Raw genomic sequence first — 23,006 nt, 5'->3', positions numbered from 1 at the left:
TCGCCCATCACGCTCGAAGCGGCATCAGCCGATCGGTTGATGGGCGGTACGACCTCCGGGCGCGTGTGCGCGGGGCCGGACGGCGTCCGAAACCCAGTGGGCGATGTCAGTGGCGAACCGTAGTCTCGCCACTGATGACGACTACACATGCAGCGACCACGGATCTGGACCGGAGCGACGAGACACCGCAATCGGCGGCGCCCGTACGGCAGTCGGCCGTGCGCTCGCTGCTGCGGCTGTGGCCGTACGTGCGTCCCGTGCGGGCGCGCTGGGCGGGCGCCGCGGCGGTGGCCGTGGTCGCCTCGTGCCTCGCGCTGGTCTTCCCGCTGGTCCTGAAGTGGATCGTGGACGGCCCGGTGACCCACCGGGACCCGGGCGGGGTGTGGGCCGGCGCCGGGGTGCTGCTGGCGCTCGGTGTGGCGGAGGCGCTGCTGTTCGGGCTGCGGCGATGGCTGGTGGCGCGGCCGCTCGCCGGGGTCGAGGCGGCGATGCGGGCCGACCTGTACCGGCATCTCCAGCGGCTGCCGGTCGGCTTCCACGACCGGTGGGCGTCGGGGCAGCTCCTGTCGCGCGCGACGACGGACCTCATGGTCGTCCGGATGTTTCTCGCCTTTCCGCTGACCTTCCTCATCGTCAACGGGGTGACGATCGCGGCCGGTCTGGCGCTGCTCGTCGTGCAGGACTGGGGGCTCGGGCTCGTGCTGCTCGCTCCGGCGGTGCCGCTGATCGCCGTCTGCTACCGGTTCGAGCACGGGTACGCGGCGGCGTCGCGGCGCGCGCAGGACCAGGTCGGCGATCTGACGACGGTCGTCGAGGAGTCGGTGCTCGGCATCCGCATCATCAAGGGGTTCGGCCGGCACCGCGCGCAGGCGCGGGCGTTCCGCGACCTGTCGCGGACCGTGCGGGGCACCGAGCTGACCAAGGCGCGGCTGCTCGCCGGGATCCTGGCGGTCATCACGCTGCTGCCGGAGGTGGCGCTCGGCGCGGCCCTGGTCATCGGGACGGTGCAGGTCGCGGACGGCTCGCTCTCGGCGGGCACGCTCGTCGCGTTCCTGTCGACGGCGCTCGCGCTGCGCTGGCCCATCGAGTCGATCGGCTTCCTGCTCGCGATGAGCCAGGAGGCGGCGACGGCGACACGGCGGTACTTCGAGGTGATGGACGCCGAGGAGGAGGACCCGTCCGTCCTGTCCGGCGCGAGCGGTGCGCCCGCCGACGGCGGGCTCCGGTTCGAGGGGGTCGCGTTCCGCTACCCGGACGCGGCCGAGGACGCCGTGCCGACGCTGCGCCATGTCGATCTGCACATCAGGTCCGGCGAGACGATGGCGCTGGTCGGCGCGACCGGCAGCGGCAAGACGACACTGACCGCGCTGGTGCCGCGGCTGTACGACCTCACGGCCGGGCGGATCACGCTCGACGGGCGGGACATCGCCGCGATGCCGCGCGAGGAGCTGCGCACGCTCGTCTCGGTGGCCTTCGAGGAGCCGACGCTGTTCTCGGCGTCCGTCGCGGAGAACGTGCTGATGGGCGCTCCGGACGCGGGCGCGGAGCAGTTGGAGCGGGCGCTCGGTGTCGCGCAGGCCGACTTCGTACGGCGACTGCCGGACGGTGTCGACACGGAGGTCGGCGAGCAGGGCCTGAGCCTGTCGGGCGGCCAGCGGCAGCGGCTCGCGCTCGCCCGTTCCGTGGTGGGCGGTCCGCGCTTCCTGATCCTGGACGACCCGCTGTCCGCGCTCGACGTGCACACGGAGGCCGCGGTGGAGGCGGCGCTGCGCCGCGTCCTCGCCGACAGCACCGCGCTCGTGGTCGCGCACCGGCCGTCCACGGTGCTGCTCGCGGACCGGGTCGCGCTGCTGTCCGAGGGGCGGATCGCGGCGGTGGGCACGCACCACGAGCTGCTGCGGACGAACGCGGAGTACCGGTATCTGATGTCGGGAGCCGCCGAGGAAGCCGAGGAACCGGTGGAGTCGGCGCGGCAGGCGGGAAAGGCGGCACAGGCATGACGACGACGGCCGGCACGAACCTTCAGAAGACCGAGCCGGAAGAGGCCGAGGACGTCCGGGTGCCCTCCCCCGGCGACCCGTTCGACCGGGACGACCTGCCCACGCCGAAGGGCGCGACGAGCGCACTGCTGCGCTCGCTCCTCGCGCCGCACCGGCGCGGCGTGCTCCTCACGGTGCTCGCGCTGCTGGTGCAGCAGGCGGCCGTGCAGTCCGGGCCGCTGATCGTCGCGTACGCCATCGACAGCGCGGTGCCCGCGTTCCGCGACCACTCCTACGGGCCGCTGGTCGCGGTCGGCGTCGGGTTCCTGCTGACGGCGTGCGGCTCGGCGGCCTTCCAGTACGCGTACATCCAGCTGTCGGCGCGCGTCAGCCAGAACGTGCTGCTCGATCTGCGCGGCCGGATCTTCCGGCACGCGCAGGCGCTCAGCGTCGACTTCCACGACCGGTACACGTCGGGCCGGGTGATCTCCCGGGCGACGACGGACGTGGAGGCGCTGCGCGAACTGCTCAGCGAGGGCTTGCAGGAACTGGTCAACGTCATCCTCGCCTCGGTCTACATCACGGCGATGCTGCTCTGGCTCGACCTGGGGATCGGGTCCGTCGCCGCGCTGTCGTTCGCCCCGCTGTACGTCCTGATCCGGCTGTACCGGCGGCGGGCCGCACGCGCCTACGGGGAGCGGTCGTCGGCGATCGCGGCGGTCATCGTGAAGTTCGTGGAGACGATGAACGGCATCCGGCCGGTGCGCGCGTTCCGCCGGGAGGACGCCAACGACGCGCACTTCGGCGAGCTGAACCACCGCCACGAACGCGCCAACGGGAACGCCCTGCTGGAGATGGCGCGCTACGTGGTCGGCTCCCGGCTCATCGCCAACACGGCGGTCGCCGGGATGGTCCTGTGGGGCGCGTACCGGGTCGCGGGCGGCACGCTGGAGCTGGGTGTGCTGGCGGCGGCGGTGCTCTTCATCCGGCGCCTGTACGACCCGATCGACCGGCTCGCGATGTTCCTCAACTCGTACGAGTCCGCGGCCGCGTCGCTGAAGAAGATCGCGGGGCTGCTCGACCAGACGCCGTCGGTGCCGGAGCCGGTGTCGCCGCGCGAGCTGCCCGCGGTGCGGGACGGGCGGCCGGGCCGCGAGGTCGAGTTCGCGGACGTCTCGTTCGGCTACCGCACCGGCGGCGAGGTGCTGCCGCGCTTCGACCTGACGTTCCCGGCCGGCCAGACGGTGGCGGTGGTCGGGTCGACGGGCGCGGGCAAGTCGACCCTCGCCAAGCTCCTCGCGCGCTTCTACGACCCCTCGCACGGGCGGGTCCTGCTCGACGGGGTCGACCTGCGCGAGCTGTCCAACGCCGAGCTGCGGCGCGGGGTGGTGATGGTGACGCAGGAGGCGTTCCTGTTCTCCGGGACGGTCGCCGAGAACATCGCGATCGGGCGTCCCGAGGCGAGCCGCGAGGAGATCGAGCGGGCCGCGAAGGCGATCGGCGCCCACGACTTCATCACGGCGCTGCCCGACGGCTACGACACGGATGTGCGCAAGCGCGGCGGGCGGATCTCGGCGGGCCAGCGTCAGTTGGTGGCGTTCGCACGGGCGCTCCTCGCGGACCCGGCGGTCCTGATCCTGGACGAGGCGACCAGCTCCCTGGACATCCCGGGCGAGCGGGCGGTCCAGCGGGCGATGCGCACGGTCCTGCACGGCCGCACGGCCGTGGTCATCGCGCACCGCCTCTCGACGGTGGAGATCGCGGACCGGGTCCTGGTGATGGAGGGCGGCCGCATCGTCGAGGACGGCTCCCCGGCGGAACTCATCGGCGGGACGGGGGTGTTCGCGGGGCTGCATCGGGCTTGGCGGGAGAGTCTGGTGGGGTGAGGGGTGGGGCCCGGCGTGCCCCGGGGACGGCTCGGCAGCGGGGACGGTTCGTCCCCGGGGACGGCTCGGTAGCGGGAACAGCCCGTCCCCGGGGACGGCTCGGTAGCGGGAACGGACCTGTCCCGGGGACGGCCCGGTCCCGGGGACGGCCCGGTCCCGGGGACGGCCCGGTCCCGGGGACGGCTCGGAGCGGAGACCGGGCCGAAGCCGGACCATCGCCGGGCCCATCCGGCGCCGGAGCCCGCCAGCCGGGTGCCGGGGTGCGGTGGCGCCACCGCACCCCGGCACCCGACTCCCGGCACCCGACTCCCTGCTCCCTGCTCCCGGCACCCGGCACCGGCCCGCCCGGAACCCCGCCCCCTACCCCCGCACCCGGATCAACTCGCAGGACCCCTCCGCGCACGAGCGGCGCAGGCGGCCCGCCGAGACGGTTTCCGCGAGGCCGATCACCCAGCACATCGGGCAGCCGCGCAGCGCGAACAGGCCGAGCGGGGCGAGGAGCAGGCTCGCCACGCCGACGACCGGCAGCAGCGCCAGGAGCCCGCGAGCGCGCCGAAGCCGACGGCGCCGCGGGCCAGATGGCGCGGGACGGTGCTGCTCGCGAAGCCGCCGCGCTTCGGCGTCGGCACGGCCGGGTCAGATGTCATCGTCGGTTCCCCTCGTCGTGGCCAGTTCGTCGCGCACGGCCGAACGGGCCCGGTGCAGGCGGGACTTCATGGCCGCGGTGCTCAGGCCGAGCCGGTCGGCCACGGTGCGGCCGGGCAGGCCCTGGATGTCCCGCAGGACCAGGACCTGCCGCTGGTCGTCGGGCAGGGCGGCGACGGCGGCCACGACCCGGTCCGCCTCCAGGCGCGACAGGGCGTCCTCCTCGGCGGAACGCACGAGACCGGCGGGCGCGTCGGCCCGGCCCGGCGACGTGTCGAGCAGCGCGCGCGTCCGCCGCAGGCACTCGTTGCGCACGATCCGGAACATCCACGACGCCAGCGCCCCGGACGCCCGCAGCATGCCGATCCTGCGATACAGGATGATCAGCGCTTCCTGCGCCGCGTCCTCGGCGTCCTGCGGCGTGGCGCACAGCGAGTGCGCGAACCGGTGCACGTGCGGGAACGAGCCGTACACCAGCGCGGTGAGCGCCTCGACGTCGCCGCGTTGCGCCGCGGCGACCAGCGTCGCGCCGGGCCAGGTGCGATCAGCCACGCCGACGGCTCCGGCGGCGCCGCAGCGTGACGGCGCACGCGCACACCAGCAGCGCGACGGCCGCGACGGCGATGACGACGGTGGTGGTCATGGGGTCCTCCCGATGGCATGGGCGGCGGACGTGGTCGCCCGCACCCATAGGAGAGGCGCGACGGCCACAAAAGGATTCACGTCGGGATCCATGCCGAGATCCGTGTCGAGATCCGTGTCGAGATCCGTGTCGAGATCCGTGTCGGGATCCGTGTCGAGATCCGTGTCGGGATCCGTGTCGGGATCCGTGTCGAGTTCCACATCAGGATTCACACCAGGATTCACGTCCGCGCGGAAAGGTGATCACATAAGGCCCATGGACCAGTTCACCGTGCCGGAGCTCTACCAGGGATACGACCTCATCGCCTTCGGCGGCTACGTCGCCGGACGGCTCGCGGCCGGCGTCGCGAGCAAGGTCGTACGGGTCGACTTCCGTGGTCCCGTACCCGTGGAGACGCCCGTCGTACGGGCCGAACTCGACGGTGGAGGGGTCGAGTTGAGGCACGCCGACGGGCGTGTTCTGGCCGTCGCCACCCCCGCTGACGGTCTCGCCGACACCGCCCCGCCCGCCCCGCCGACCCTCACGGAGGCGACCCGCGCGGCGCGGGCGCTGCGGGACGGCGCCCCTGCGGACCCCGGCACGGACTGCTTCGGCTGCGGTCTCGGCCGCACCGCGCGGACCGGACTGCGGATGCACTGCGGAACCGTCGAGGGCCGGAGGGACATCGTGGCCTGCGACTGGACGCCGGACGCGGTGCACGCGGGCCCGGACGGCACGATGGCGCCGGAGATCGTATGGGGTGCCCTGGACTGTCCAGGCAACTGGGCGGGCCGGCTGCTCGGTTCGCAGCGGGTCGGCGCGATGACGGCCTCGCTCACGGCGACGCTGCCGCGCCCGGTCCGCGCGGGCGTACCGCATGTCGTGTACGCGTGGGTGCGTGAGGAGTCGGGCCGCAAGCACGCGTACGGGATGGCCGTCGCCGACGCGGACGGTGAACTGTGCGCCGCGGGAGAGGCGTTGTGGATCGACCCGCGCGAGAAGTGACCGAGGGGTGCGGACCCCACGGCACCGGCCAAGCCCGTCCATGGACCCCCGGGACCGACCGAGGACAAGCGAGCACAACCAGCAACAACCAGGAACAACCAAGGACAAGTAGGCGCGGCTGAGGGCAACGGCCAAAAGCAGCCACGGTCGCCCCCTCCGACCGGCCACGGCCCCCTGTCCCCACGTGCACGTCCTGCCCCCTCAGCCCCTGCGGACCCACCCGTTCCGGACACCGCGGCGGGGCCGCGCCCGGCCGCGTCCCCCGAGGTGGGCGCGGTCAGCCGGGCCCCGCGGCGCCCCCGCGCAGGTCACCAGGACCGCGCCCCGCATATCGAACACGACTCCCCGCGCACCGAACTGTTTCCGGCCAACCTCTTGATGCGCTCCTGACAGACGGCGCTCTCTGCTGCCACTCTTCCCCACGACCGACAGCCGGAGCACAGCCGACCCACAGCGTGGGGGTGCCCCGCCGCGCGTCAGCAGCACCATCCGTGTCACCAGCGCCACCCGCTCCACGCGCACCGCCCGTTCCACTTGCCCCACCTGCACCACCCGCACCACCCGCACCGCCTGCACTGCGTTCTGCCCGGACGGCCACCCGCCGCCCTTTCCCCACTGGCCGCCCACCCAAGCGGCCACGCAGAAGGAGTCAAGCGTTGACCAGCACCTCTACCTCCCACAGACCTTCCCCCCGCCGACGCCGCGCCACCGCGGCCGCTGCCGCCGGCGCCGTCGCCGCCCTGCTCGCGGTCGCCGTCCAGTCCGGACCGGCCACGGCCGCCGAGGCCCGCGACGCGAGCCCGGCCGCGCAGGCCACGACGAGCGCCGCCCGCGGTGCCGACCCGGGCGCCCTGCCCGTGAAGCTCTCCCCGGCCAAGCGCGCCGAGCTGCTGCGTGCCGCCAACACCACCAAGGCGAAGACCGAGACCGCGAAGGAACTCGGCCTCGGCGCCAAGGAGAAGCTCGTCGTGCGCGACGTGCTTCAGGACCGGGACGGGACCACCCACACCCGCTACGAGCGGACCTACGACGGACTGCCCGTCCTCGGCGGCGACCTGATCGTGGACGCCGCCAAGTCGGGTGCCGAGCAGGGTGTCACCAAGGCGTCGAAGGCCGAGCTGAAGGGCGTCGACACGACGGCCGACGTGAAGCCCGCGACCGCGGAGGCGCAGGCGCTGAAGCTGGCGCAGGCCGACGGTTCGAAGAAGACCGAGGCCGACCGCGCGCCGCGCAAGGTCGTGTGGCTGGGGCAGGGCGCGACCAAGGGACAGCCCACGCTCGCGTACGAGACGGTGGTCGGCGGTCTCCAGGACGACGGCACCCCCAACGAGCTGCACGTCATCACCGACGCCGCCACCGGCAAGAAGCTCCACGAGTGGCAGGGCATCGAGAACGGCACCGGCAACACCCAGTACAGCGGCACCGTCACCCTCGGCACCGCGCTGTCCGGATCGTCGTACACGCTCAACGACACCGCGCGCGGCGCCCACAAGACGTACAACCTGAACCGCGCGACGTCCGGGACGGGCACGCTCTACTCCGGCTCCGACGACGTGTGGGGCAACGGCAGCGCGAGCAACACCGAGACGGCCGCCGCCGACGCGCACTACGGCGCCGCGCTGACCTGGGACTACTACAAGAACGTGCAGGGCAGGTCCGGTATCCGCGGCGACGGCGTCGGCGCGTACAGCCGGGTGCACTACGGGAACGCGTACGTCAACGCGTTCTGGGACGACAGCTGCTTCTGCATGACGTACGGCGACGGCACCAGCAACACGCACCCGCTGACGTCGATCGACGTGGCCGCGCACGAGATGACCCACGGCGTCACCTCGAACACCGCCGGCCTCAACTACTCCGGCGAGTCCGGCGGGTTGAACGAGGCGACCTCCGACATCTTCGCGTCGACCGTCGAGTTCTACGCCAACAACTCGTCCGACGTCGGTGACTACCTCATCGGCGAGAAGATCGACATCAACGGCAACGGCACCCCGCTGCGCTACCAGGACAAGCCGAGCAAGGACGGCGCGTCGAAGGACAGCTGGTACTCGGGCATCGGCTCGATCGACGTGCACTACTCGTCGGGCCCGGCGAACCACTTCTTCTACCTGCTCAGCGAGGGCAGCGGCACGAAGACGATCAACGGCGTCACCTACAACTCGCCGACCAGCGACGGTCTTCCGGTCACCGGCATAGGCCGCGACAAGGCGGCGCTGATCTGGTTCAAGGCGCTGACCACGAAGTTCACGTCGACGACCAACTACGCGGGTGCCCGCACCGGCGCGCTGGCCGCGGCCGGTGAGCTGTACGGGACGACGTCCGCCGAGTACAAGGCCGTCCAGGACGCGTTCGCCGCGATCAACGTGGGCGCCCGGTCCGGCGGCACCGACCCGGGCACCGGCAAGACGTTCACCAACGACACGAACGTCAACATCCCGGACTACCCCGGGGCGGCGGTCACCTCGTCCGTCACCGTCTCCGGCGTGACCGGCAGCGCGCCGTCCACGCTGAAGGTCGGCGTCGACATCGTGCACACGTGGAGCGGTGACCTCCAGGTCGACCTGGTCGGGCCGAGCGGACGGACGTACCGACTGCACTCGTCGGTCTACGACCCGACGCCCAACATCCAGACCACGTACACGGTCAACGCCTCGGCGGAGACCGCGAACGGCACCTGGAAGCTGAAGGTCCAGGACCTCGGCGCGCAGGACACGGGCTACATCAACAGCTTCAAGCTGACGTTCCCGTAAACCCGGATGTTCCCGTAAGCACCGCCGCACACAGCTGGGCGCGTCGCACCGGAGGTTCAACTCCCCGGTGCGGCGCGCCTGTTCGTGCGCTCAACCGTGACGCGCCCATGAACAGGCCATGAACCGGCTGTGTTCGCAATCCGTACAGCGATCATCGCTCGGCGGTTGAATTCCGGCCAACCTCTCGATGCGTTGATGACATGTTCGCGTCGCACCTGCCACGCTTCCCTCGCACAGCACGCCACCCCCGCACGGCGCATCAGTACCTGATTCACCCGATCCTCCCGACTCTCCCGGAGACCCCACGTTTCCCGGGAGCCCCACCGAAGGAGTTCGCGTGGCTGTCTACGCGCGTCAACACCGCACCACCCTCGCCATCGCCACCGCCCTCGCGGCCGGCGCCCTGCTCGCGACCGGCATCACCACCGGCGCCTCGGCCACGCCCACGGCCTCGGCGACCCCGTCCGGCGGCGCCCAGATCCAGCTCTCCCCCACCGCCCGCACCGCCCTCATCAAGAAGGCCGACGCGGCGGCGGACACCACCGCGGAGCGCATAGGCCTCGGCGCGAAGGAGGAGCTGAAGGTCAGAGACATCGTCAAGGACGCCGACGGCACGACGCACACCCGCTACGAGCGCACCTACGCCGGACTCCCGGTGCTCGGCGGCGACCTGGTCGTCCACACCGCCGCGTCCGGCGCCACGAAGTCCGTCACGAAGGCCACGAAGGCGGACATCGCCGTCTCGGACCTGTCCCCCGCCGTGACCAAGGCGGCGGCCGAGAAGCAGGCGGTCTCCGCCGCCCGCGCCGACGGCTCGGCGAAGACCGAGGCGGACAGCGCCCGCAAGGTGATCTGGGCGGCGTCCGGCACGCCGACCCTCGCGTACGAGACGGTGGTCGGCGGTCTCCAGGACGACGGCACCCCCAACGAGCTGCACGTCATCACCGACGCGGCCACCGGCGAGAAGCTGTACGAGTACCAGGGCATCGAGACGGGCACCGGCAAGAGCCTGTACTCGGGCACCGTCAGCCTGAGCACCTACCTGTCCGGGTCGACGTACCAGCTCTACGACACGACCCGCGGTGGCCACAAGACGTACAACAAGTCGCACACCACCACGTCCTCGACCGGCACCCTCTTCACGGACGCCGACGACACGTGGGGCACGGGCACGGCGTCCAGCTCGACCGCCGACCAGACGGCGGCCGTCGACGCCGCGTACGGCGCGCAGAAGACCTGGGACTTCTACAAGGCCACCTTCGGCCGCAGCGGCATCAAGAACAACGGCGTCGGCGCGTACAGCCGCGTCCACTACGGCAACCAGTACGTCAACGCCTTCTGGTCCGACACCTGCTTCTGCATGACGTACGGCGACGGCGAGGGCAACGTCAACCCGCTGACCTCGCTCGACGTGGCGGGCCACGAGATGACGCACGGCGTCACCTCGAACACGGCGGGCCTCACCTACTCCGGCGAGTCCGGCGGCCTGAACGAGGCGACCTCGGACATCTTCGGCACGGCCGTCGAGTTCTACGCGGCCAACTCCTCCGACGTCGGTGACTACCTCATCGGCGAGGAGATCGACATCAACGGCGACGGCTCGCCGCTGCGCTACATGGACCAGCCCAGCAAGGACGGCGCCTCGGCCAACTACTGGTCGTCCTCGCTCGGCAACCTCGACGTGCACTACTCGTCGGGCCCGGCGAACCACTTCTTCTACCTGCTCAGCGAGGGCAGCGGCGCCAAGACCATCAACGGGGTCAGCTACAACTCCCCCACCTCCAACGGCTCGACGGTCACCGGCATCGGTCGCGCCAAGGCCGTCCAGATCTGGTACAAGGCGCTGACCACGTACATGACGTCGACGACGAAGTACGCGGGCGCCCGCACTGCGACGCTGAGCGCGGCGTCGGCCCTGTACGGGTCCTCGTCGACGGAGTACGCGGCGGTGGCGGCGGCGTGGAGCGCCGTGAACGTCAACTAGCAGCATTCCTCTGACGGCAGGCGACAGGGCGTCCGGAGCGATCCGGGCGCCCTGTCCGCATTGCGTGCGTCAGTTTTCGCTCAACGGACGAATTCCAGCCAACCTCTGATCGCGTACATGACATGTACGCCCCTCAACTGCCACAGTTTTCCCGCACACCCCGTACGACCCGTACAGCCCGTACGACTCGCATACCCCACATGCACCGCACGACCCGTACGGCCGTACGAACGGCACAACCCGCACCACCCGCACCACCCGCACGGCAAAGCTCACCCCCCACATCCTCACAAGGAGCTTTCGCGTGACCCCCCACATATCCCGTAGGACAACTCTGTCCATCGCCACGGCCGTTGCCGCCGGCGCGCTCCTCTCCACCGCCTTCACGGCGACCGGCGCCTCCGCCGATCCGTCCGCACCCTCGGCCACCCCACTGGCCCTGAGCGCCTCGGCCCGCGCGGACCTGCTCAAGGACGCCAGCGCCAAGTCGGCAGCGACGGCACGGGAGTTGAAGCTCGACTCCCAGGAGAAGCTCGTCGTCCGTGACGTCGTCAAGGACCGCGACGGCACGACGCACACCCGCTACGAGCGCACGTACGACGGCCTCCCGGTACTCGGCGGCGACCTCGTCGTCCACGAGACGAAGGCGGGCGAGCACGCGGGCGTGACCCGCGCGACGTCGAAGTCGATCGACGTCGCCACCACCGGCGTCACCCTCAAGGCGGCCCCGTCCGGCGCCCGCAAGGTCGTCTGGGCGGCGAGCGGCACGCCGAGACTCGCCTACGAGAAGGTCGTCACCGGCACCCGGAAGGACGGCACCCCGAGCAAGCTGCACGTCATCACGGACGCGGCGACCGGCCAGGAGATCCACGCGTACGACGCGATCCACACCGGCACGGGCGAGTCCCAGTACAGCGGCGGCGTGGAGATCGGCACGAGCGGCTCGGGCTCGTCCTTCTCGCTGACGGACGCGACGCGCGGCGGCCACTCCACGTACGACCTCAAGCACGGCTCGTCCGGCAAGGGCACGCTCTTCACCGACGCGGACGACAAGTGGGGCGACGGGACGACGAACGACGCGGCGACGGCCGGTGTCGACGCCGCCTACGGCGCCCAGGTCACCTGGGACTACTACAAGAGCGTGCACGGCCGCAGCGGCATCAACGGCGACGGCAAGGGCGCCTACTCCCGCGTCCACTACGGCAACGCGTACGTCAACGCCTTCTGGGACGACAGCTGCTTCTGCATGACGTACGGGGACGGCGAGGGCGACGCCAAGCCGCTCACGTCGATCGACGTGGCCGCGCACGAGATGAGCCACGGCGTCACCGCCGCGACCGCCGGCCTGATCTACAGCGGCGAGTCCGGCGGTCTGAACGAGGCGACCTCCGACATCTTCGGCACGTCGGTCGAGTTCTACGCGAAGAACGCCTCGGACGTCGGTGACTACCTCATCGGCGAGAAGATCGACATCAACGGCGACGGCTCCCCGCTGCGCTACATGGACAAGCCGAGCAAGGACGGCTCGTCGCTCGACGCCTGGAAGACGGGCGCGGGCAACGTCGACGTCCACTACTCGTCGGGCATCGCGAACCACTTCTTCTACCTGCTCAGCGAGGGCAGCGGCGCCAAGACCATCAACGGCGTCGACTACGACTCCCCGACGTCGGACGGCTCCACGGTCACCGGCATCGGCCGCGACAAGGCCGAACAGATCTGGTTCAAGGCGCTCACCACGTACTTCACGTCGAACACCGACTACGCGAAGGCCCGCACCGGCACACTGAGCGCGGCCTCCGACCTGTACGGGGCGGACTCGACGGAGTACAAGGCCGTGGCGGCGGCCTGGGCGGGCGTGAACGTCAAGTAGCGCCGTCCGCGGGGTCGTGGTGGCCGGACGGCGGAGCGAGATCGCCGTCCGGCCTTCGTGTGCGGACCCCGGCCGGGGTCACCGCATCAACACCCCACCCCCCTCACTCACCTCCTCCGAAGGCACCGTCACCAGGCCGGTCTCCGCGGGGGACGCGAGGAGTCGGTGGGTCGGGAGGATGCGGACCGTGTAGCCGTAGGGGCCCGTGCGGTCCAGGGAGAGGGGGCCCTCGTAGGACCAGCGGCCCTCGGGGTCCGGGCCGGCGACCGGTTTCAGCGGGACCGTGACGCCGTCCGCGATGCGGTCCTCGCCGTCGACGCGGCCCGCGACGGCCTGGACCTCGACGTCGTCGGGGGCCAGATCGCCCAGGGCGACGCGGACATGGAGGGCGAGCGTCGCGCCGAGTTCCGCGGCGGTCGTCGCCGCCTCGACGTGGTCGACCGCGACGCGCGGCCAGGCCTCCCGTATCCGGTGCTTCCACGACGCGAGCTCCCGTGCCGCGTCCGCCGTCATGGCCCGGTCGGCGCGCGCCGCGGGGGCGTAGAGCTGCTCGACGTACTCGCGGACCATGCGGCCGGCGAGGACCTTCGGGCCGAGGTGGGTCAGGGTCTGGCGGACCATCTCGATCCAGCGGTCGGGCAGGCCCTCCGGTCCGCGTTCGTAGAAGCGGGGGGCGACCCGGCGCTCCAGGAGGTCGTAGAGCGCTGCGGCCTCCAGGTCGTCGCGGCGGTGTTCGTCGGTGGCCGTGCCGTCGGCCGTGGGGATCGCCCAGCCGAAGTCGGGCTCGAACCACTCGTCCCACCAGCCGTCGAGGACGGAGAGGTTGAGGCAGCCGTTGAGGGCCGCCTTCATGCCGCTCGTGCCGCAGGCCTCCAGCGGCCTGAGCGGGTTGTTGAGCCAGATGTCGCAGCCGGGGTAGAGCTTCTGCGCCATCGCCATGCCGTAGTCGGGCAGGAAGACGATGCGGTGGCGCACGCGCGGGTCGTCCGTGAAGCGGACCAGTTCCTGGACGAGGCGTTTGCCGCCGTCGTCCGCCGGGTGCGCCTTGCCCGCGACGACGATCTGGACCGGCCGGTCCTCGTCGAGGAGCAGCCGCATCAGCCGGTCCGGGTCGCGCAGCATCAGCGTGAGCCGCTTGTACGAGGGGACGCGGCGCGCGAAGCCGATCGTGAGGACGTCCGGGTCCAGCACGCCGTCCACCCAGCCGAGTTCGGCGGCGCCGGCACCGCGCTGGCGCCAGGACGCGGCGAGGCGGGCACGGACCTCCGTCACCAACTGGCCGCGCAGGGCCCGCCGTAGCTCCCAGATGTCCTGGTCGGCGATGTCGCCGACGGCGTCCCAGCGGTCCGAGCCGCCGACCGACAGGGCGTCCTCGGTGCGCCGTTCGCCGATCTGGCGGGCGCCGAGCCGGAACACCTCGGGGGCGACCCAGGTCGGCGCGTGCACGCCGTTCGTGACGGAGGTGATGGGCACCTCCTCGGCGTCGAACCCGGGCCACAGGCCCGCGAACATCCCCCGGCTGACCGCGCCGTGGAGCGTGGAGACGCCGTTGGCGCGCTGCGCCAGTCTGAGTCCCATCACCGCCATGTTGAAGACGTTCGGGTCGCCGCCCTGGTACGTCTCCATGCCGAGGCCCAGGATCCGCTGGACGTCCAGTCCCGGGAGTTCGGCGTCGGAGCCGAAGTGCCGGGCGACGAGTTCTCGGTCGAAGCGGTCGATGCCGGCCGGGACGGGCGTATGGGTGGTGAAGACGGTGCCGGCCCGCACGGCTTCCAGCGCCGTGTCGAAGTCCAGCCCCTCGTGGGCGAGTTCGGCGATCCGCTCGACGCCGAGGAATCCCGCGTGCCCCTCGTTGGTGTGGAAGACCTCGGGGCCGGGGTGGCCGGCGATCCGGCAGTACGTGCGCACGGCGCGCACGCCGCCTATCCCGAGCAGCATCTCCTGGAGCAGCCGGTGCTCGCTGCCGCCGCCGTACAGCCGGTCGGTCACCTCGCGTTCGTGGACGTCGTTCTCCTCGACGTCCGAGTCCAGCATGAGCAGCGGCACCCGGCCGACCCGCGCCAGCCAGACGCGGGCGAGCAGCCGCCGCCCGCCGGGCAGGGCGAGCGAGACGTGCGCGGGCGTGCCGTCGGGCTCCCGCAGCAGCGTGAGGGGCAGCTCGTTCGGGTCGGTGACGGGATAGGTCTCCTGCTGCCATCCGTCCCGGGACAGCGACTGCCGGAAGTAGCCGTGCCGGTAGAGCAGTCCTACGCCGATGAGCGGCACTCCGAGGTCGCTGGCCGCCTTGAGGTGGTCGCCGGCGAGGATGCCGAGGCCGCCGGAGTACTGCGGCAGCGCGGCCGTGACGCCGAACTCGGGCGAGAAGTAGGCGATGGCGGCCGGGAGTTCGGCGCTCCGCGCCTGGTACCAGCGGTCGTCGTGGAGGTAGCCGCGCAGATCGTCGGCGACCTCGCTGAGCCGGGCGAGGAACGCTTCGTCGGTGGCGAGTTCGGCGAGACGGGCGGTCGGCACGCTGCCGAGCAGCCGCATCGGGTCGCCGTCGGACGCGGCCCAGCGCGCGGGGTCGACGGCGGCGAAGAGATCACGGGTGCCCGCGTGCCAGGACCAGCGCAGATTGCGGGCGAGTTCGTGGAGCGGGGCGAGTGGTTCGGGCAGGACCGGGCGGACGATGAATCGACGGATGGCCTTCACGGATCCGGTTCCCCTTTCGCGCGGACAGCGGGGAGTGTCGGCGGTCGGTCGGTGCTGTTCCGTGGGCGTACGTCGTCGTACGGCCCTGTCGTCACCCCCCGACGGTAGTGGGCCGGGGGTCCGTGGGCCACGGCGCGCACGGGGAGCACGGTGCGCGCCGAGGGCCTGGGACGGTCAACTCCACTCCGCCGAAGAGGAGTTCAGCGGTGTCCTGTCAGGCTCCCGGCGCACCCTGCCCCCCGTGCCACGCGTCAGGCGATGGCTCCGGCCGCGCCGCGCGCCCCGCCGATGTAGTCACCGAGCGCCGCGTCGTCGTACACGGAGATGTCCACGTACGCGCCCTCGGGGATGTCGTAGTCCTTGACGACGTAGTCCATGACGGCGTCCGTGCCGGGGGCGGTGACCGTGCCGAGGTTGTGCGTGGTGCCGCCCGACGTGTACGAGATCTGCACGTAGAAGGTGTCGCCGTCGTTCTTCGTGTCGTACACCCACAGCTTCTCGTCGTTCGGGTGGAACTCGACCTTGCCGACGAACGAACCGCCCTGGTTCAGCTCCAGCTTCACGGCGTAGCCGCCCGCGTCGTACGCGAAGCTCGTGCCGTCGAACGGGTCGGTGAGCGTGCCGCCGCTGCACGGGCAGCCGTCGGTGTCGCGGTAGTAGGCGCTCACCGTGGGGTTCGGGCTGTACGCCTGGGCCGGGACGGCCGCCGTGCCGAGCAGGGCGCCCACGGCGAGTGCCGCTCCCGTGACCAGGCCCGCGAGTCGTCGTGTCGCTCTCATCGAAACGTCTCCCCCTGTAGGTCCGTTGCCGGACTTCCCGTGCGGAACATGCCGCTCTCACGTCACCGGCGGCCCGCCCACGATGTCAGATCCGTTCGGTACGGACCACACCGCAACGCCCGGAACCCGTCACTCCGCGCGAACCGTCACGAAAACCCCACGGACCCGCCCTCCGTCCCACTCGGCGCTGACCCCGCCGGCCGATCCGGGCGCCGGCTCACCGGCCTCCAGGACACGTACGAACTCGGGCCGCACGTCGTCCCCGTGGGCCTCGGCCCGTACGGTCGGGTCGAGGGCGCCGTCCACGCTCTGCGCGTGCGCGGCCACCTCCCCCTTGAGCAGCGCGGTCACCTGGGCGACCAGGACCGGGTCCCGCGTCCCGTCGTAGACCCAGCGGTCGCCGAGCACCCCGTGCACGAGGGTGCCGACGAGCGCGTCGTCGGGCGCGTCGGGGAGCGGGGCGGCCCGATAGGTCATCGGCACGTGGTACGTCACCGGGTCGGGACCCGAGGAATCGGTCACGGCCATGAACTCCATCCCCACCTCCCCCGCCGGATCGTCGAGCCGGAAACCGCCGGCCTTGGCCAACTCCGGCGTTCCGGAGCCCTGGTACCAGGGCTGCTTCGGGAGCCAGTCGGTGAGGAGTTCCAGCTTGGTGGGCTTGAGCGTGGTGTAGTGGATGATCGCCATGCCGCCATCCTCGGCGACGGCGGCGCCGGAGGCCAGGTGGTTCCGCCCGCCGGGCACGTCGCCGACTCGGCCGGATTCCGCCGCAACCTTCCGCAACCTTTACCCCACCTCCACGGGCGATATGGCCGATTCCGCCCCCTCGTACGCCCTTGTGACAGTTCACACCACAGGGGAGGCTGCCAACTGGCGTGATATCGCGCCGAGTTGAGGAGGGGAACTCATCCATGGCAGTGACCGTGCCAGTGACGCGGAAGCGGCGGGCCCGCTGGGCCGGAGGGCTCACCGCACTCGCCACGACCGCAGCGATTTCGGCCATCACGCTGCCCGCTCAGGCCGCTCCCGCACAGGGACGGATACTCGGCGCCGGAGAACCCGGCGCCGTGGCAGGCAGCTACATCGTGACGTTGAGGGGGGGAACGAGGGCCCCGTCCGAGGCGGGCAAGGACCTCGCCGAGAAGTACGGGGCGAAAATACGCCACACCTATAGCAAGGCGCTCAACGGGTACGCGGTGAAGGTCAACGAGGCACGGGCCAAGCGGCTCGCGGCCGACCCGGACGTCGCCTCCGTCGTCCAGGACTCCGAGGTCGCCTTCGACCACAACCAGAAGAACCCGCCCTCCTGGGGGCTCGACCGGATCGACCAGAACGACCTGCCGCTCGACGCGTCCTACACCTGGCCCGAGTCCGCGGGCGCCGGGGTGACGGTCTACGTCATCGACACCGGCATCCGCACCACCCATCAGGACTTCGGCGGGCGGGCGTCCAGCGGCTGGGACTTCGTCGAGAACGACGCGGTCGCCCAGGACGGCAACGGCCACGGCACGCACGTGGCCGGAACCGTCGCGGGCGCGAGCTACGGCGTGGCCAAGCAGGCGCACGTCGTCGGCGTCCGGGTCCTCGACGACGAGGGCTCCGGCACCACGGCCCAGGTCATCGCGGGCATCGACTGGGTGACCAAGCACGCGGAGAAGCCGGCGGTGGCCAACCTGAGCCTGGGCGGCTACGCCAACGCCCAACTCGACGCGGCCGTACGGAACTCGATCGCGTCCGGCGTCACGTACACGGTGGCGGCGGGCAACGACGGGCTCCCCGCCGACCTGTACTCGCCCGCCCGGGTCCGGGAGGCGATCACGGTCGGCGCCACCGACCGGAAGGACGCACGTGCGAGCTTCTCGAACTGGGGTACCCGTCTGGACCTGTTCGCGCCCGGAGTGGACATCACGTCCGCGTCGTACGCGAGCGACACCGGGAAGGCCACCTTCTCCGGTACGTCCATGGCGTCGCCGCACGCCGCGGGCGCGGCCGCGCTGTATCTCGCCGATCACGCGGGGGCCACGCCGGCGGACGTGGGCAAGGCGCTCGTCGGCCGGGCGGTTCCGGGCAGGGTGACCGGCGCCGGGCTCGGCTCGCCCAACAAGTTGCTCCAGGTCAACAACCCCTGAGGAGAAGGTGAGTTCATGGGCCGGTCCCGTCTCTCCGAGCGGGGCCGGTCTTGTGTGTGTGCTTACGCGCGAGTAGTTAACAAAGCACCGGATTGCCCGCCGGACGAGCGTGGAAGGCTCCCCCGGTACGCCCCACGAAACCATCGCAGGACCCCTCTCGCAGCACCCCGATTCCGCAGCGCCTCCGCAACCCCCGAATCCTCCGCGGACAGGAGCGGTCATGCCCGCACCACACCCTTCGTCGTCGCCCCGCGAACCGGGGCCCAACCCGTCCGATCCCGCCACGCCACCAGAGCCGACGGCGCCGTCGGCAGCGTCGGTACCCCCGACGCGGTCGGCATCGCCGGCGGCTCCCGAGAAGGCACCTCCGAAGGCCTCCCCGAAGGCCCCCGAGAAAGCCCTCAAGAAGGCCACGACACAGGCCGCCACGGCATCAGCCACGAAGGCGGCCGCGAAGGCCACCAAGAAGGCCCCGGCCAAGACCACGAAGAAGGTCCCGGCCAAGGCAACGAAGAAGGTCCCGGCCAAGGCCGCCGACAGCATCCCCCGCAAAAGGACCGCCGCCGCGAAGACCTCGACGGCCCCGAAGTCCCGCCAGACCCAAAAGGTCCAACAGGCCCAACAGGCCCAACAGACCCAGCAGGTCCACCAAACCCAGCAGACCCAGAACGCCCTGGCCGCCAAGGCCGCCGCACCACCACCCGGCCCCACCATCGGCCGCATCCCCATCCGTGACGTCCGACCGGTGATCGACCACGCCCGGCGCCCCGCCAAGGCCGTCGTCGGCGAGACGTTCCCGGTCACGGCCACCGTGTTCCGCGAGGGGCACGACGCCGTCGCCGCGAACGTGGTGCTGCGCGGCCCGGACGGCCGCACGGCCCCCTGGGCCCCGATGCGGGAGCTCGCCCCGGGCACGGACCGCTGGGGCGCCGAGGTCGCCGCCGACGCGACCGGGACCTGGCACTTCCACGTCGAGGCGTGGAGCGACCCGGTGTCGACCTGGCGGCACACCGCGCAGATCAAGATACCGGCGGGCATCGACACCGAACTCGTCCTGGAAGAAGGCGCGTCGCTGCACGAACGCGCTGCCGCCGGCGTGCCGGAAGAGCTGCGTGAAACGGTTCTGCAAGCAGCCGCCGCGCTCCGCGATCCCGACCGCGCCCCGGCCGCCCGGCTCGCGGCGGCGCTCACCCCGGACGTCGACGCGACCCTCTCCCGGTATCCGCTGCGCGAACTGATCACGTCCTCCGACGAGTTGCCGCTTCTGGTGGAGCGGGAGCGGGCGTTGTACGGGTCCTGGTACGAGTTCTTCCCGCGGTCGGAGGGTGCGGTCGTGGAGCCGGGGAAGCCGCCGGTGAGCGGTACGTTCGCGACGGCGGCGGAGCGGCTTCCGGCTATCGCGGCGATGGGTTTCGATGTCGTCTATCTGCCGCCGGTGCATCCGATCGGGACGACGTTCCGTAAGGGGCCGGACAACAGTCTTTCGCCCGGCCCGGACGATGTGGGGGTGCCGTGGGCGATCGGTTCGCACGAGGGCGGGCACGACGCGGTCCATCCGGATCTGGGCACGCTGGAGGACTTCGACACCTTCGTGGCGCGGGCGGGTGAGCTGGGGCTGGAGGTGGCGCTCGATTTCGCGCTCCAGTGCTCGCCGGATCATCCGTGGGTGCACAAGCATCCGGAGTGGTTCCACCACCGGGCGGACGGGACGATCGCGTACGCGGAGAATCCGCCGAAGAAGTACCAGGACATCTATCCTCTGGCGTTCGACGGTGATCTGCCGGGGCTGGTGGCGGAGACGACGCGGGTGCTGCGGCACTGGATGGCGCACGGGGTGCGGATCTTCCGGGTGGACAATCCGCACACGAAGCCGGTCGTGTTCTGGGAGGAGGTGATCGCGGACATCAACCGGAGTGATCCGGATGTGATTTTCCTGGCCGAGGCGTTCACGCGTCCCGCGATGATGCACACTCTCGCGCAGATCGGTTTCCAGCAGTCGTACACGTACTTCACGTGGCGTAATTCGAAGCAGGAACTGACCGAGTACGTGGAGGAGTTGAGCGGGGAGGCGGCCTCTTACATGCGGCCGAACTTCTTCGTCAACACGCCGGACATCCTGCATGAGTTCCTCCAGCGGGGTGGGCGTCCCGCGTTCGAGCTGCGGGCGGTGCTGGCCGCGACGCTGTCGCCGTCGTGGGGTGTCTACAGCGGCTACGAACTGTGCGAAAACACTCCGCTACGGGCCGGTAGCGAGGAGTATCTGCACTCGGAGAAGTACGAACTACGGCCCCGGGACTGGGAGTCGGCCGAGCGGGAGGGCCGCACGATCGCCCCGCTGCTGACCGCGCTCAACGACGTCCGCCGGCGCAGCCCTGCGCTGCGTGCCCTGCGCCCGGTGCACTTCCACCACGCCGACAAGGACGAGGTGATCGTGTACTCGAAGCGGGAGGGCTCGAACACGGTTCTGGTGGTCGTGAACCTCGACCCGCACCACACCCAGGAAGCCACGGTCTCGTTGGACATGCCGCAACTCGGACTCGGCTGGCACGAGTCCGTGCCGGTGCGGGACGAACTCACCGGCGACACCTACCACTGGGGCAGAGCGAACTATGTGCGCCTCGAACCGGGCCGTACGCCCGCGCACATCCTCACCGTCCTGCGACCGTCCACACCGCGATGAATTCTCTGGCAGAGCAAGGGATTTCGGAGGGTCACCCACACCATGATCATGAATGAGCCCGTCCCGGACACCTTCGAGGACACCCCTGCCAAGGACCGGGACCCTGATTGGTTCAAGCGCGCCGTCTTCTACGAGGTGCTCGTCCGGTCCTTCCAGGACAGCAACGGCGACGGCGTCGGCGACCTCAAGGGCATCACCGCGAAACTGGACTACCTCCAGTGGCTCGGCGTCGACTGCCTCTGGCTGCCACCGTTCTTCAAGTCCCCTCTGAGGGACGGCGGTTACGACGTCTCGGACTACACCTCGGTACTCCCCGAGTTCGGTGATCTGGCCGACTTCGTGGAGTTCGTGGACGCCGCCCACCAACGCGGCATGCGCGTCATCATCGACTTCGTGATGAACCACACGAGCGATCAGCACGAGTGGTTCAAGGAGTCCCGCTCGGACCCGGACGGCCCCTACGGCGACTACTACGTCTGGGCCGACGACGACAAGCAGTACCAGGACGCCCGGATCATCTTCGTCGACACCGAGGCGTCGAACTGGACCTTCGACCCGGTCCGCAAGCAGTACTTCTGGCACCGCTTCTTCTCCCACCAGCCGGACCTCAACTACGAGAACCCGGCGGTCCAGGAGGAGATCCTGGCGGCCCTGCGGTTCTGGCTCGACCTGGGCATCGACGGGTTCCGCCTGGACGCGGTCCCCTACCTGTACGCGGAGGAGGGCACCAACTGCGAGAACCTGCCCGCCACGCACGAGTTCCTCAAACGGGTGCGCAAGGAGATCGACGCGCAGTACCCGGACGTGGTGATCCTCGCCGAGGCCAACCAGTGGCCCGAGGACGTCGTCGACTACTTCGGCGACTTCCCCTCGGGCGGCGACGAGTGCCACATGGCGTTCCACTTCCCCGTCATGCCACGCATCTTCATGGCGGTGCGCCGCGAGTCGCGGTACCCGGTCTCGGAGATCCTGGCGAAGACCCCGGCGATCCCGTCCGGCTGCCAGTGGGGCATCTTCCTGCGCAACCACGACGAGCTGACGCTGGAGATGGTCACCGACGAGGAACGCGACTACATGTACGCGGAGTACGCCAAGGATCCGCGGATGCGCGCCAACATCGGTATCCGGCGGCGTCTGGCCCCGCTGCTGGACAACGACCGCAACCAGATCGAGCTGTTCACGGCGCTGCTGCTGTCGCTGCCCGGCTCGCCGATCCTCTACTACGGCGACGAGATCGGCATGGGCGACAACATCTGGCTGGGCGACCGGGACGCGGTGCGCACTCCGATGCAGTGGACGCCCGACCGCAACGCGGGCTTCTCCTCGTGCGATCCGGGGCGGCTGTTCCTGCCCACGATCATGGACCCGGTCTACGGCTACCAGGTGACCAACGTCGAGGCCTCGATGTCGTCCCCGTCGTCGCTGCTGCACTGGACGCGGCGGATGATCGAGATCCGTAAGCAGAACCCGGCGTTCGGTCTCGGCTCGTACACCGAGCTGCCGTCGTCGAACCCGGCGGTGATCGCGTTCCTGCGTGAGTACAAGGACGACCTGGTGCTGTGCGTGCACAACTTCTCCCGGTTCGCCCAGCCCACGGAACTCGACCTCCAGGCCTTCAACGGCCGGCACCCGGTCGAGCTGATCGGCGGAGTGCGCTTCCCGGCCATCGGCGAACTGCCGTACCTGCTCACCCTCGCCGGACACGGCTTCTACTGGTTCCGCCTGCGAAAGGACGGAATCTGACCGGGACCTGACCAGGACCTGAGCGGGATCCGACCGGGATCCGCCCGAGGGCCGACGCGCCCGTGCCGCCCCCTACCCCGGGAAGCACGGGCGCGGACCGCCCGAAAAGCCCCCGTTCCCGGTTTCCGTCCCCTCACCCTGGGCACTCTCCCCCAATACCGTGCGGGGCAGGCGCCTCATGGGGCCCGCCCCGGGCCACGGACCCCCGCACTCGGCACGTCCCCACCTCTGGACAGCATC

Annotated in this window: 15 protein-coding genes; 9 read left to right on the top strand and 6 right to left on the bottom strand. The window is 70.9% G+C overall.

Translation table 11 applies throughout. The features are described 5' to 3' along the window. Positions 1 to 134: 134 nt before the first annotated feature. Positions 135 to 2,000 carry an ABC transporter ATP-binding protein gene (locus V2W30_RS27655; RefSeq protein ID WP_338700716.1) on the top strand — a complete coding sequence of 622 codons (1,866 nt, stop codon included), beginning with the start codon at positions 135 to 137 and terminating at the stop codon, positions 1,998 to 2,000. Beyond that, the gene (locus V2W30_RS27650) at positions 1,997 to 3,865 is read left to right on the top strand and encodes an ABC transporter ATP-binding protein (protein WP_338700714.1); all 1,869 of its coding nucleotides are present in this window, start codon (positions 1,997 to 1,999) and stop codon (positions 3,863 to 3,865) included. The genes V2W30_RS27655 and V2W30_RS27650 overlap by 4 nt, the downstream gene beginning before the upstream one ends. 360 nt (positions 3,866 to 4,225) lie before the next feature. On the opposite strand, the gene V2W30_RS27645 is transcribed toward V2W30_RS27650, so the two are convergent. The 3 genes from V2W30_RS27645 to V2W30_RS27635 all read right to left on the bottom strand — a co-directional run bounded on the left by V2W30_RS27645 (position 4,226) and on the right by V2W30_RS27635 (position 5,353). Further along, a complete protein-coding gene (locus tag V2W30_RS27645) occupies positions 4,226 to 4,378 on the bottom strand; it encodes a hypothetical protein (protein WP_338700711.1) in 153 nt (50 codons plus the stop codon). Positions 4,379 to 4,501: 123 nt separating this feature from the next. Beyond that, positions 4,502 to 5,062 (bottom strand): RNA polymerase sigma factor, encoded by a 561-nt coding sequence (locus V2W30_RS27640; protein WP_338700710.1) that lies wholly within the window; start codon positions 5,060 to 5,062, stop codon positions 4,502 to 4,504. An 87-nt stretch (positions 5,063 to 5,149) separates the two neighbouring features. Beyond that, positions 5,150 to 5,353, bottom strand: coding sequence for a hypothetical protein (locus V2W30_RS27635; protein WP_338700709.1), 204 nt, complete (start codon positions 5,351 to 5,353; stop codon positions 5,150 to 5,152). Positions 5,354 to 5,408: 55 nt separating this feature from the next. Here V2W30_RS27635 and V2W30_RS27630 point away from each other — a divergent pair, with 55 nt between their 5' ends. The 4 genes from V2W30_RS27630 (at position 5,409) to V2W30_RS27615 (ending at position 12,741) form a co-directional block, all read left to right on the top strand. Further along, positions 5,409 to 6,137, top strand: a complete 729-nt coding sequence (locus V2W30_RS27630; RefSeq protein WP_338700708.1) for a hypothetical protein — start codon at positions 5,409 to 5,411, stop codon at positions 6,135 to 6,137. Between the two features lie 656 nt (positions 6,138 to 6,793). Further along, positions 6,794 to 8,887, top strand: coding sequence for a M4 family metallopeptidase (locus V2W30_RS27625; protein ID WP_338700707.1), 2,094 nt, complete (start codon positions 6,794 to 6,796; stop codon positions 8,885 to 8,887). A gap of 337 nt (positions 8,888 to 9,224) precedes the next feature. Next, positions 9,225 to 10,871: a M4 family metallopeptidase gene (locus tag V2W30_RS27620; protein ID WP_338700705.1), complete on the top strand. Its 1,647-nt coding sequence runs from the start codon at positions 9,225 to 9,227 to the stop codon at positions 10,869 to 10,871. Positions 10,872 to 11,175: 304 nt separating this feature from the next. Next, positions 11,176 to 12,741: a M4 family metallopeptidase gene (locus V2W30_RS27615; RefSeq protein WP_338700703.1), complete on the top strand. Its 1,566-nt coding sequence runs from the start codon at positions 11,176 to 11,178 to the stop codon at positions 12,739 to 12,741. 78 nt (positions 12,742 to 12,819) lie between these two features. Here V2W30_RS27615 and glgP read toward each other — a convergent pair whose 3' ends face one another. The 3 genes from glgP to V2W30_RS27600 form a co-directional block, all read right to left on the bottom strand. After that, on the bottom strand, positions 12,820 to 15,432 hold the full coding sequence (glgP, locus tag V2W30_RS27610) for an alpha-glucan family phosphorylase (RefSeq protein WP_338700701.1): 2,613 nt from the start codon (positions 15,430 to 15,432) through the stop codon (positions 12,820 to 12,822). Between the two features lie 251 nt (positions 15,433 to 15,683). Continuing rightward, positions 15,684 to 16,211, bottom strand: a complete 528-nt coding sequence (locus V2W30_RS27605; RefSeq protein WP_338700699.1) for a hypothetical protein — start codon at positions 16,209 to 16,211, stop codon at positions 15,684 to 15,686. Positions 16,212 to 16,340: 129 nt separating this feature from the next. After that, positions 16,341 to 16,901: a maltokinase N-terminal cap-like domain-containing protein gene (locus V2W30_RS27600; RefSeq protein WP_338703781.1), complete on the bottom strand. Its 561-nt coding sequence runs from the start codon at positions 16,899 to 16,901 to the stop codon at positions 16,341 to 16,343. 224 nt (positions 16,902 to 17,125) lie between these two features. On the opposite strand from V2W30_RS27600, the gene V2W30_RS27595 reads away from it, so the two are divergent. The 3 genes from V2W30_RS27595 (at position 17,126) to treS (ending at position 22,766) form a co-directional block, all read left to right on the top strand. Beyond that, positions 17,126 to 18,343 (top strand): S8 family peptidase, encoded by a 1,218-nt coding sequence (locus V2W30_RS27595; RefSeq protein WP_338700697.1) that lies wholly within the window; start codon positions 17,126 to 17,128, stop codon positions 18,341 to 18,343. Positions 18,344 to 18,563: 220 nt separating this feature from the next. Beyond that, complete coding sequence (locus V2W30_RS27590) at positions 18,564 to 21,023, top strand: alpha-1,4-glucan--maltose-1-phosphate maltosyltransferase (RefSeq protein WP_338700695.1); 2,460 nt, start codon at positions 18,564 to 18,566, stop codon at positions 21,021 to 21,023. Positions 21,024 to 21,065: 42 nt separating this feature from the next. Then, complete coding sequence (treS, locus tag V2W30_RS27585) at positions 21,066 to 22,766, top strand: maltose alpha-D-glucosyltransferase (protein ID WP_338700693.1); 1,701 nt, start codon at positions 21,066 to 21,068, stop codon at positions 22,764 to 22,766. The last annotated feature ends 240 nt before the right edge of the window (positions 22,767 to 23,006 follow it).

The sequence above is a fragment of the Streptomyces sp. Q6 genome, from assembly GCF_036967205.1.
GTDB lineage: Bacteria > Actinomycetota > Actinomycetes > Streptomycetales > Streptomycetaceae > Streptomyces > Streptomyces citrinus.
The sequence above is the reverse complement of the archived record's forward strand: the minus strand, read 5'-3'. Positions and strand labels throughout refer to the sequence as shown.

Bases quoted from the DNA above. Each gene is read 5' to 3' on its own strand.
- V2W30_RS27655 (WP_338700716.1), top strand. From the start codon at position 135: ATGACGACTACACATGCAGCGACCACGGATCTGGACCGGAGCGACGAG.
- treS (WP_338700693.1), top strand. From the start codon at position 21,066: ATGATCATGAATGAGCCCGTCCCGGACACCTTCGAGGACACCCCTGCC.
- V2W30_RS27605 (WP_338700699.1), bottom strand. From the start codon at position 16,211: ATGAGAGCGACACGACGACTCGCGGGCCTGGTCACGGGAGCGGCACTC.
- V2W30_RS27595 (WP_338700697.1), top strand. From the start codon at position 17,126: ATGGCAGTGACCGTGCCAGTGACGCGGAAGCGGCGGGCCCGCTGGGCC.
- V2W30_RS27650 (WP_338700714.1), top strand. From the start codon at position 1,997: ATGACGACGACGGCCGGCACGAACCTTCAGAAGACCGAGCCGGAAGAG.
- V2W30_RS27590 (WP_338700695.1), top strand. From the start codon at position 18,564: ATGCCCGCACCACACCCTTCGTCGTCGCCCCGCGAACCGGGGCCCAAC.
- V2W30_RS27630 (WP_338700708.1), top strand. From the start codon at position 5,409: ATGGACCAGTTCACCGTGCCGGAGCTCTACCAGGGATACGACCTCATC.
- V2W30_RS27600 (WP_338703781.1), bottom strand. From the start codon at position 16,901: ATGGCGATCATCCACTACACCACGCTCAAGCCCACCAAGCTGGAACTC.